The organism is Sphingomonas sp., from assembly GCF_051962185.1.
Lineage (GTDB): Bacteria > Pseudomonadota > Alphaproteobacteria > Sphingomonadales > Sphingomonadaceae > Sphingomonas.
The window spans coordinates 1-11041 of record NZ_JBQCCN010000128.1; the positions used below are offsets into that span (position 1 = coordinate 1).

An 11041-nucleotide genomic window follows, 5' to 3' on the forward strand; every position below is an offset into this window, starting at 1 on the left:
GTCTTCTACGGGACGATGGACGGCTGGTTCAAAGCGGTCGACGCCACCAACGGCAAGATCGTCTGGCAGCAGAAGCTCGACAGCGGAATCATCAGCCAGCCGGTCAGCTATCGCGGCCCCGATGGGCACCAGTACATCGCCGTGCTGACCGGGGTTGGCGGCTGGTCGGGTGCGGTCGTCTCGGGTCCGGTCGACCCGCGCGACGGCTCGGCCGCGCTCGGCATGGTCAACGCGATGTCCGACCTGCCCAAATATACGACCGCCGGAGGGACGCTTTATGTCTTCACGCTCCCGCATTGACGTCGCGCTGATCGGCATCGCCGGGCTCGCGCTGACATTGGTCGCCTGCCACCGCGATCGCGACGACCAGGCGCGAGCCGCACTCGAGCGCCCCGGCGTCATCACCAGCGCCCTGTCGCCGGGGGAAGCCAGCAGCCTGGTCACCGACGATCCGCGCGCCGACAAATATTACGACAATGCCGCCGCGGTCGCCGATGGCATGCGGCTCTATCATCAATATAATTGCTCGGGCTGTCACTCGGCGGGCGGCGGCGGCATGGGCCCCGACCTGATGGACAAGGAATGGATCTATGGCGGGCGCCTGACCCAGATCCACCAGACATTGGTAGAAGGACGGCCGAACGGCATGCCGAGCTGGGGCGGCAAGGTGCCCGACGACCAATTGTGGCAAATCGCCGCTTATGTCCGCTCGCTGTCGCTGCCGGCGACGATCGCTGCGAACACCGGCGACACGCCGGGCAAGAATCCCGCTCCGGTGCCCAAATCGGCCGACGCGCATAACGGCTGGGCGCCGCCCCCGGGCACAACCAACGATTACGGCACCACCACAGAGGGACCGAAATGAAGCGATGGGCGATACTGGCCGCGCTCGCTTTGGCCGCGTGCAACCAGACCCCCACCGCTCCGCACGACACGGTGTTCGTATCGGACGAGAAACTCGATCTGCTTCACCTAGTCGACGGCGCGACTGGCGAGGTCACCGGCACGATCCGTACCGGCAAGCGCCCGCGCGGGCAGGAATTGTCGCCTGACGGCAAGTTGCTGTACGTCGCCGCCGGCAATTCGAACCGCATCGACGTGATCGACGTCGCGACGCATCGCCTGCTGCGCTCGCTCCATTCGGGAAGCGATCCCGAACGCTTCGCGGTCAGCCCCGACGGCAAGCGCATCTATGTCGCCAATGAGGATCATTCGACCGCGAGTATCATCGACATCGCCAGCGACAAGACGGTGTGCGAAGTGCCGGTCGGCGCGCAGCCCGAAGGCGTCGGCATCAGTCCCGACAACCATACGCTGATCGTCACCTCGGAAACCGCGAGCACCGCGCACTTCATCGACCCGGCCAATTGCAAATTGCTCGACAGCGTGATGGTCGGCAACCGCCCGCGCGCAGTGCTGTTCCTCAAAGGCGGGCGCGAGGCCTGGGTGTCTTCCGAGCAGCGCGGCACGATCTCGATCTTCGATCCGGCGACGCGCAAGATCATCGACACGATCGACCTGGTCCAGTTGCTCCCCCAGATCGAACAGGTCCAGGCGGTGGAAATGCTGATCACGCGCGACGACAAGCGGGCGTTCGTCGCGCTCGGCCGCGGCAATCACGTCGCCGAGATCGATCCCGCCACACGTAAGGTCGTGCGCACCTTCCCGGTCGGCAATCGCAATTGGGGAATCGCCTTCTCGCCCGACCAGAGCCGGCTCTATGCGGTAGCGGGCCTGTCGGCCGACATGACGATCATCGACCTCAAGACCAACAAGGTCATCCGTACGGTCAAGCTCGGCGGCCAGCCCTGGGGCGCGGTGGCGGTACCATGAAACGCCTGCTGCTCCTCATTACGCTGGCGCTTGCCGGCTGTACCGCCAAGGCGGCACCCAAGGTGCTGACGGTGTGCGCCGATCCCAACAACCTGCCCTTTTCCAATCGCGCCGGCGAAGGCTTCGAGAACCGCATCGCCGGGATCGTCGCGCGCGACATGGGGCGTGAGGTCCGCTACGTCTGGTGGGCGCAGCGCCGCGGCTATGTCCGCAACACCTTGGGCGAACAGAAATGCGACATCTGGCCCGGCGTCGCGAGCGGAGTCGAGATGGTGGCGACCACGCGGCCCTATTACCGCTCGACCTATGTGTTCGTGACGCGCGCCGACCGCGACCTCAAGGGCCTGACGCTCGACGACCCGCGGCTCAGGAAACTCTCGATCGGCGTGCAGATGGTCGGCGACGATGCGATGAACACCCCGCCGGCGCACGCGCTCGCGGCGCGCGGCATGACGTCCAACGTGCGCGGCTTCATGCTCTATGGCGATTATACCAAGCCCAACCCGCCGGCCGAGATCGTCCGCGCGGTCGCCGATCACAAGGTCGACGTCGCGCTCGTCTGGGGCCCGCTGGCCGGCTATTTCGCCAAGATGTCGCCGGTGCAGCTGAGGATCGAGCGCGTCACCCCGTGGCTCGACAATGCGCAATGGCCGATGGTCTACGACATCTCGATGGGCGTGCGGAAATACGACCCCGCCTTCCAGCAGAAGGTCGAAACCATCCTGGCGCGCCGCAAGGGCGAGATAGACAAGGTGCTCGACCGCTACGGCGTGCCGCGCGTCGGTTGAGCACTCACACCATCGCCATCAGCGTCGCATTGCCGCCCGACGCCGTGGTGTTGATCGATGTCGACACTTCATGGACCAGCCAGTCGAGCCGATAGCCGTCAGGCGCCGCCGCCTGGCTCAACACCAGCGGGCCGGGCCGCTTGGCAATGTCGGCCAGCGCGGCCTGGACCGTCTCGGCATCGCCTTCGAGCAAGGCGCCCGCGACGGGCTGGCCGTTGGAAGCCTCGATCCGCGCGGCTACCCCACGCGGCACGCCGGCGACCGTGGCCGCCAGCGCCGGCGCCGCATCGAGCACCGCGACATTGCCGGTGGCGAGCGTCGCGGCGAGCTGGCCGAACAACCCGGCCTTGCTGACCGGCTTGAGCAGAATGCGCCCGCGCGGATGCAGCCCATAGAGATTGTCCTCACCGACCGGCCCGGCCAACGTCGCGACCGCGCCGAGCGGCGACGCGGCGCCATAAGCGCGCGCGGTCGCCGCCGCGTCAGTCTCGCCCTGCGCCTTCAGCCACGCCGCCAGTTCTACCAGCGCGGGATCGGGCGCGTTGCCGGCGTCCATTGCGACCGCCGGTCCCGATACCAGACGACCGAGATACAGCGGCCCGCCCGCCTTGGGCCCGGTGCCCGACAGGCCGTGCCCGCCAAACGGCTGCACCCCGACCACGGCGCCGATCATGTTGCGATTGACGTAGAGATTGCCCGCGCCGATCCGGCTGGTCAGGTCGGCGATCGTCTCGTCGAGCCGGGTCTGGACGCCGAAGGTCAGACCATAACCGGTCGCATTGACCGCATCGACCAGCCGATCGATGCGATCGCGACGATAGCGCAGCACATGCAGCACCGGCCCGAACACTTCGCGGTCGAGCATCTTGAGGTCGTCGATCTCGATGATCGTCGGCGCGACAAACGTGCCCTCGTTGGTTTCCGCGCCGAGCGGCAATTGCTCGACGCGCGCGCCGCCCGCGCGCATCCGCGCGATATGCTGCTCGATCCCGGCCTTGGCCTCGGCGGTGATGACCGGGCCGACATCGGCGCTGAGGCGATCGGTCGGGCGTACCGACAGCTCGGCCAGCGCGCCCTTGAGCATCGCCAGCGTGCGATCGGCGGCCTCTTCCTGCAGACACAATACGCGCAATGCCGAGCAACGCTGACCCGCGCTGTCGAACGACGAGGCGAGGACGTCGGCCACGACCTGCTCGGTCAGTGCCGAGCTGTCGACGATCATCGCATTCTGCCCGCCGGTCTCGGCGACCAGGGGGATCGGCGCGCCATCGGCCGACAACCGGCCGGCGAGTTGGCCCTGGATCAGTCGCGCCACCTCGGTCGAGCCGGTGAACATCACCGCCGCGACCTGCCGCGCCGCGACCAATGCCGCGCCCACCTCACCCGCGCCGGGCACGAGTTGGAGGGCATCGGCGGGCACGCCGGCTTCGTGCAGGATGTCGACCGCTTGCGCGGCGATCAGCGGCGTTTCCTCGGCCGGCTTGGCCAGCACCGGATTGCCCGCCATCAGCGCTGCCGACACCTGGCCGGTGAAGATCGCCAGCGGGAAGTTCCACGGGCTGATGCACACGGTCGGCCCCAGCGGTCGGTGCGCGGCGTCGAGCGTCTCGCGCCCGCGCAGCGCGTAATAATGCAGGAAATCGACCGCCTCGCGCACTTCGCCGATCGCATTGGGCATCGACTTGCCCGCCTCCCGCATGATCAGGCCGAGCAGCGCCGGCATGCGCTGCTGGAGCAGATCGGCGGCGCGTTCGAGGATCGCGGCGCGCTCGGCAACGGGGGTATCGCCCCAGGTCGACGTGGCGGCGCGCGCGACCGCGGCGGCGGCTTCCTCCGTGCTGGTCTCGACCACGGTGCCGACGACATCGCGGCGGTCGGCGGGATTGGTCACGTCGCGCGGCGCATTGGCGGCGGCGATGCCGACGGCGCGCCACGTCTTGCCCTCGCTCTCGACCAGCGCCGCGTCGACCGCCGTCAGCACGCTCTCGTCGCTGAGATCGATCCCGTGGGAATTGGCGCGGTCGGGATAGAGCGCGGCGGGCAAAGCGATCTGCTCGTGCGGCGCGCCCGGCACCGGCATCGCCAGCGCGACCTCGACCGGATCGGCGATCAGCTCGTCGATCGACACTGCGGGGTCGGCGATGCGGTTGACGAACGACGAGTTCGCGCCGTTTTCGAGCAGGCGACGAACGAGATAGGCGAGCAAGGTCTCATGCGTGCCGACCGGCGCGTAGATGCGGCACGGCCGGTCGAGCTTCTTCGGCCCGACCACTTGCGAATAGAGCGGTTCGCCCATGCCGTGCAGGCACTGGAACTCATAATCGCCGGGCGTGAAATCGGGCCCGGCAAGCTGATAGACCGTCGCCAGGGTCTGCGCATTGTGCGTGGCGAATTGCGGGAAGACGTGCTCGCGCGCCGCGAGCAATTTCCGCGCGCAGGCGACATAGGCGATGTCGGTGTGGAGCTTGCGCGTATAGACCGGGAAGTCGGCAAGTCCGTCGACCTGGGCACGCTTGATCTCGGCATCCCAATAGGCGCCCTTGACCAGCCGGACCATGATGCGGCGGCTGGCGCGCTTGGCCAGGTCGATCACGAAATCGATGACGTACGGGCAGCGCTTGCCATAAGCCTGGACGACGAAGCCGATGCCGTTCCAGCGGGCGAGATCGGGATCGAGCGCGAGGCTTTCGAGCAGGTCGAGCGACAATTCGAGGCGATCGGCTTCCTCGGCATCGATGTTGAGGCCGATGTCATAGCTCTTGGCCAGCGCGGCGAGCGCCTTCACCTTGGGCAGCAATTCGCCCATCACCCGCTCGGCCTTGGCGCGGGCATAGCGTGGGTGGAGCGCCGAGAGTTTGATCGAGATGCCCGGCCCGGCGACGATGCCGCGCCCCGCCGACGCCTTGCCGATCGCATGGATCGCGGCCTCGTAATCGCGATAGTAGCGATCGGCGTCGTGCCCGGTCATCGCCGCTTCGCCGAGCATGTCGTAGGAATAGCCGAAGCCTTTCGCTTCCATCGCCCTGGCGCGGTCGAGCGCTTCGCCGATCGTCTGGCCGGTGACGAACTGCTCGCCCATCATCCGCATCGCCAGCTCGACGCCCTTGCGGATCACCGGCTCGCCCGAGCGCGCGATGACACGAGTCAGCGCCGAACTCAGCCCGGTCTCGTTGACGCTTGCGGTCAGCTTGCCGGTGACGACTAGGCCCCAGGTCGCGGCGTTGACGAACAGCGAGCGGTCGCCGCCGACATGGTTCTTCCAGTCGCCCGGCGCGATCTTGTCGCGGATCAGCGCGTCGCGCGTCGCCTTGTCGGGGATGCGGAGCAGCGCCTCCGCCAGGCACATCAGCGCCACGCCCTCACGGCTCGACAGCGCGAATTCCTGGACCAGCGCCGCGACCCCGCTGGTGTCCTTGTCGGCGCGCAGGCCCTCGACCAGTTTGCGCGCGGTGGCGGCAATCGCGGCCCGCGTATCGGGATCTAGCGTCGCCGCCGCGATCATCGGCGCCATGCTGTCGGGCTCGCTGCGGCGATAGGCCGCGGTGATCGCCGCGCGCAGCGGGGTGGGCTGGCGAATGGCGGGTGCGAAGGCGGCGAACGAGAAAGGCTGGTTCATGGTAACGATATAGCGCTTCTAGCCTAGGCAATTTTCCCTCATTCAAGCCCATAGATCGACATTTTCCCTGATTTTTCTTCCTATCGGTGATACGACGACCAGCACTATGGCCACTTCTAGTGAAATAGACGAGTTCGACCGCAAGATCATCGCCGCGTTGCGCGCCGATGGTCGCATGACGATCACAGACCTCGCCGATCGTATCGGCCTGTCCAAGACCCCGACCCAGCTACGGTTGCGCCGGTTGCTCGAGAGCGGGGTGATCCGCGGATTCCGGGCGATCGTCGATCCGCGCCAGCTCGGGCGCAACCACGTCGCCTTCGCCGAGGTGAAGCTGTCCGACACACGCGAACAGGCGCTCAACGCCTTCAACGCGGCGGTGCTGCGCGTGCCCGAGATCGAGGAATGCCATATGATCGCGAGCAACTTCGACTATCTGCTCAAGGTGCGCACCGCCGACATTCTCGAATATCGCAAGGTGCTGGGCGAGCGTATCTCCAGCCTGCCCCACGTCGCCAACACCTCGACCTTCGTGTCGATGGAGACGGTACGCGACTCCGGGTGATCCGCCGGCGCCGCGCGCGTCCTATTTGACCGGCCGGAACAGCAGATCCTGATAGTCGAAGCTGAAGTCGGCGATCGGCGACACCGGCTTCATCGTCACCCGCTCGATCTGGCCCTCGGCGCCCAGCGCGAAGGTGACGTACGGGCGTTCGATATTCCTGTCGGTCAGTTCGGCGACGAACGTGTCATATTGATAATGGACCAGCCGGCCCTTCATGTTGGGCGTCGTCTTGAAATCGATCGTCAGCCCGTCGGCGTCCTTGGCGATCTCGATATTGCCGTACCAGGGATCGGCATAGGTGCCGATATAGCGGTCGAGCGCGAGCGAGGGGCCGACCTTGGCCGGCGCGGCGAGCTTGGTCTCGACGGCGGCTTTGGCGGCGCCGAGCCGGTCGGCGAGATAGGTCGCATAGCGCGTCGGCCAGTCGGCCTTGGGCGCGCCGAGATAGTAATCGAGCAATTCGTACATCAGCCCGAACCGCGCCGGGACGTCTTCCGCGTTGACCAGGATCGAGAAGCCGACGTTCTTCTCCGGGATCAGCACCACGACCGAGGTGAAACCGAACACCCCGCCCGAATGCCAGATGACCCTGGCGCCGCGATAGTCGCGCACTTCCCAACCGAGCGCATAATCGGAGAAGGTCGGCTTGGTCGCGGCGAGCAACGGCGGCGGCGTGCCGATCGGCTCAATCGTCACCGGCTTCCACATTTCCGCCGATGCCGCATCGCTGAACAGCCGGCCGCCACCGGGGATCGCGCCATGCGCGAGCTGGATCTGCAGCCAACGTCCCATGTCGTTGGCGCTGCTCGAGATCAGGCCAGCCGGCGCCAGCGCGCGGCCGAGTTCGTCATGCTCGTCGAGCATGCGCTGGTCGCCCAGCCCGCGCACCGGGCCGCCGGTCCGGGCGTGCGGAAAGGCGCGGTCGGCGACGGTGAAGCGCACGTCATTGTCGCTGGTCGAGTGCAGCATGCCGGCCGGCTTCAGCACATGGTCGCGGACATAATCCTCCCAGCGCTGGCCGCTGACCGCCTCGATCACTTCGCCGGCGACGGCGTAGAGGATGTTGTCATAGGCATAGCCGCTGCGGAAACTGGTTGCCGGCTTGATGAAGCGGAGGCGCCGCACCGTCTCGGCGCGCGACAGGCTGCCGCGCGGCACGGTCAAGAGGTCCCCCGCCCCCAGCCCCAGCCCGCTGTGATGGACGAGCAGGTCGCGGATCGTCATCTCGCGCGTGACCCAGGGATCGTACATCTGGAACCAGGGCAAATGGTCGATGACCTTGTCGTCCCAGCCGATCTTGCCTGCATCGACCAGGGTTGCCAGCGCCGCGCTGGTGAACGCCTTGCCGGTCGAGCCGATGACGAAGATGCTGTCGGCGTCGACCGGGGTCGGGTCGCCCAGCTTGCGCACGCCGAACCCTTTGGCGAACACGATTTTGCCGTTCTCGACGATGGTGATCGCCATGCCCGGCGCGCCCGACGCCTTGCGCACCGCGTCGGCGCGCTCGGCGAAATTCTTCGGCGGGTCGGCGAGCGCCGGCGCCGCGAGCAGCACCAGGGGTAAGGCAGCGCCGATCAGAAGCTTCTTCATGCGACCTCCGGAAATGGCATCCGCGGCCGGGCGAGCCGGTAACCGCAGATCACGAGCAGGGGCAAAACGTAGATGGCGATGAGCAGCCAAGCGAGCGCGCGATAGCCAGAAGCGATCAGCGCGATCAGTCCGATCCGGTCCGCGATCAGCATCGACACTGCGAGCACCACGAAAGCGATCGCGGCGCGCATCGCGACCGGCAGGCCGCCATGGCTCGCGCCGGCGCGAGCGATGCGCTCGTTGATCGCATGGACGCCGCCGGTGCCGCTTTCGAGCAGCGCCGCAAAGATCATCGTTTGGAACACGAGGTGGAAGAGCGGGCTGCCGAGCCGGACCAGCATGAAGTCCGATGGCAGCACTTCCTTTGCGATCCCGGGCAGGAAGGCGCACATGCAGGTGAAGAACAGGAAAGCCGGGAGCATCGCCAGCGGCCCCGAGATCATGCCGGCGATCACTGCGTCGCGATCGCTGGTCAGGTGCCGCGTGACCGGCAGGACGATGACCGCGCCGATGATGTTGTAGCCGGCATAGGTGATGCCGCCGAGCGCCCAGCCCGATGCCGGCGCCGGCGCCGGCGCGGCCTCGAACGCGCCGGCGATCGCCGGGCCGAAATGGTTGAGTGCTAGCACGAGAAAGACCGCGTAAGTCGCGTAAAGCAGGATGGAAACCCAGGCGAACAGCCGTTCGACCGCGACATTGCCGAACGCCACGCACGCGCCAATCCCGGCCATCAGCGCCAGCGTCCCGAGCAGCGGCGGCGCGCCCAGCGTCGCCGCCGCGATCGCTCCCGCCGCCGCGCCGAACACCGCGAGTACGAGAATGACGAACGCCGCATAAGCGACCTCGAACACGATCCAACCTTTGCCCAGCAACACCCGGAAAAAGCTGCGATAGTCACGCGTTCCGGCACGCCGCGCGAACCAGAAAGTGGCGGTCGCGACGAGGCTCCAGATCAGCGTCGCCAGCACCATCGCGACAAGACCGCCCCAGGGGCCCGACGGCAGGAAGAATTCCGCAAGCTCGCGCCCCGTCGCATAGCCCCCGCCGATGACCACCGCCTTGAAGGCGAAACCCGGCAGCAGATAGCGCCGGAACCAGCCGTTGCCGGCAGCGGTCACGGTTGACAGGCGTCGAGCAGGCGCTCGAACGCCGGACCACCGCGGATCGGATCGGCGACCGGGATGCCTAGCCGTTCCGCCACACGCGCGATCTCGGCTTCCGCTTCGGCCTCGCTCAGCGACGCGGTATTCAGGCTCACCCCGGCGCAGCGGATCGCCGGGTTGGTCAGGCGTCCCAGCGCCACGGTCTGCCGGATGACCTCCTCGATCGACGGCAAGGCGAAGTTCGGGTGACCCAATACCGTCGTGCGGGTCGGATCGTGGCAGACGACGAACAGATCGGGCTGGCTGCCGTGGAGCAAGCCGAGCGAGACCGCGGCGTAGGAAGGATGGAACAGCGAGCCCTGCCCCTCGATCACGTCGAGATGGCCCGGCTTCGCTGCCGGGCTCAGCATTTCCGCTGCGCCCGACACGAAATCGGAAATGACCGCGTCGATCGGAATCCCCTCCCCCGCGATCATGATCCCGGTCTGCCCCGTCGCGCGGAACCTGACGTCGGCACCGCGCGCGGCGAGCCCACGCGTGATCGCCAGCGCGGTGTATTTCTTGCCCAACGCGCAATCGGTACCCACGGTCAGCAGGCGGCGTCCGGAGCGCTTCACACCGTTGGCGACCGGAATGTCGGAGGGTGGCGTCCGCACGTCGATCAATTGCCGCTGGTACCGTTGGGCGGTCGCCGCAAGCATGGGAATATCGGCCAGATGGACATGCATGCCCGCGACGATGTCGAGCCCGTCTCTCAAGGCATCGGCGAGCGCGGCGATCCACGTCTCGGGGATCACGCCGCCCGGATTGGCCACGCCAACCACCAGGGTGCGCGCGCCACGCGCGACCGCGACGTCGGGCGTCATCCATTCGAGGCCGGTGGTGACGCTCGCTCCCGGTAGCGACCATTCGCCGACGCAGCGCTCGCCGCTCCAGTCGCGCAGCCCGAACGCCGTCTTGGCATAGGCCGGCTCGACCGTGTCGCCGAGGAACAGGAGGTACGGATGGGGAAGATCCTGCTCTTCGCCATCGTCGGCAGCCCAGTCGAGAGCTGCCGATTGCCGGGTCGTCATCGCGCTCAGAAACCCGCGCTGACCGACAGGCCGATCACTCGCGGGCGTATCACGCCGGTGGTCAGTGCACCGTTGGGCGAGACCGGAAGGCCATTGGCGGTCAGCGATCCAGTCGACGTCTTGCCCTCCGAATTGGTCAGGTTGCGGGCATAAGCTTCGAGGCTGAAGCGGCCGAAGTCCAGCCCGGCGCGCAGATCGAGCGTGGCGTAGGACGGGATCTGGCGCTGGCGCCCGTTGGCGGCGCGGAAGGTCGCGTCGAACCCGGCATTCTGCTTCGACAGAAAGCGCAGCGAGCCGCCGATAAAGGCCTTGGCGTCGCCTCCGATCCGCCAACTGTAGTCCGAATTCCACGATACGCTGTACTTGGGCGTGTAGGGCAAGCGATCGCCCTTCAGCCCGCCGACCAGCGCGGGAGCGTCGCCCGACAATTTGGCATCGGTATAGGCGCCGTTGATCGAGGTCACGAAGCCCTG

At 67.2% G+C, this 11041-nt stretch carries 8 protein-coding genes and 2 pseudogenes; 5 read left to right on the forward strand and 5 right to left on the reverse strand.

The window, feature by feature from the left end; all coding sequences use genetic code 11:
• From ACTHJR_RS07295 to ACTHJR_RS07310, 4 genes and pseudogenes are all read left to right on the forward strand, one after another.
• Positions 1-300 (forward strand): annotated as a pseudogene (locus tag ACTHJR_RS07295) (PQQ-dependent dehydrogenase, methanol/ethanol family); the annotation flags it as partial.
• Positions 278-865: a c-type cytochrome gene (locus ACTHJR_RS07300; RefSeq protein ID WP_440522462.1), complete on the forward strand. Its 588-nt coding sequence runs from the start codon at positions 278-280 to the stop codon at positions 863-865. The pseudogene ACTHJR_RS07295 and the gene ACTHJR_RS07300, both read left to right, overlap by 23 nt.
• Complete coding sequence (locus ACTHJR_RS07305) at positions 862-1833, forward strand: PQQ-dependent catabolism-associated beta-propeller protein (RefSeq protein ID WP_440522463.1); 972 nt, start codon at positions 862-864, stop codon at positions 1831-1833. The genes ACTHJR_RS07300 and ACTHJR_RS07305 overlap by 4 nt, the downstream gene beginning before the upstream one ends.
• Positions 1830-2621 (forward strand): substrate-binding domain-containing protein, encoded by a 792-nt coding sequence (locus ACTHJR_RS07310; protein WP_440522464.1) that lies wholly within the window; start codon positions 1830-1832, stop codon positions 2619-2621. The genes ACTHJR_RS07305 and ACTHJR_RS07310 overlap by 4 nt, the downstream gene beginning before the upstream one ends.
• 4 nt (positions 2622-2625) lie before the next feature.
• On the opposite strand, the gene putA is transcribed toward ACTHJR_RS07310, so the two are convergent.
• Positions 2626-6237, reverse strand: a complete 3612-nt coding sequence (putA, locus tag ACTHJR_RS07315) for a trifunctional transcriptional regulator/proline dehydrogenase/L-glutamate gamma-semialdehyde dehydrogenase (protein ID WP_440522465.1) — start codon at positions 6235-6237, stop codon at positions 2626-2628.
• A gap of 106 nt (positions 6238-6343) precedes the next feature.
• Between putA and ACTHJR_RS07320 the strand changes: the two genes are divergently transcribed.
• A complete protein-coding gene (locus ACTHJR_RS07320) occupies positions 6344-6802 on the forward strand; it encodes an Lrp/AsnC family transcriptional regulator (RefSeq protein ID WP_440522466.1) in 459 nt (152 codons plus the stop codon).
• A gap of 21 nt (positions 6803-6823) precedes the next feature.
• Here the strand turns inward: ACTHJR_RS07320 and ACTHJR_RS07325 are convergent, their stop codons facing one another.
• The 4 genes and pseudogenes from ACTHJR_RS07325 to ACTHJR_RS07340 all read right to left on the reverse strand — a co-directional run.
• Positions 6824-8392 carry a serine hydrolase gene (locus ACTHJR_RS07325; protein WP_440522467.1) on the reverse strand — a complete coding sequence of 523 codons (1569 nt, stop codon included), beginning with the start codon at positions 8390-8392 and terminating at the stop codon, positions 6824-6826.
• Positions 8389-9510 carry a YkvI family membrane protein gene (locus ACTHJR_RS07330; protein WP_440522468.1) on the reverse strand — a complete coding sequence of 374 codons (1122 nt, stop codon included), beginning with the start codon at positions 9508-9510 and terminating at the stop codon, positions 8389-8391. The genes ACTHJR_RS07325 and ACTHJR_RS07330 overlap by 4 nt, the downstream gene beginning before the upstream one ends.
• Positions 9507-10568 carry a DUF1611 domain-containing protein gene (locus tag ACTHJR_RS07335; RefSeq protein ID WP_440522469.1) on the reverse strand — a complete coding sequence of 354 codons (1062 nt, stop codon included), beginning with the start codon at positions 10566-10568 and terminating at the stop codon, positions 9507-9509. Before ACTHJR_RS07335 ends, ACTHJR_RS07330 begins: the two co-directional genes overlap by 4 nt.
• Before the next feature lie 5 nt (positions 10569-10573).
• Positions 10574-11041, reverse strand: a pseudogene (locus tag ACTHJR_RS07340) (TonB-dependent receptor); the annotation flags it as partial.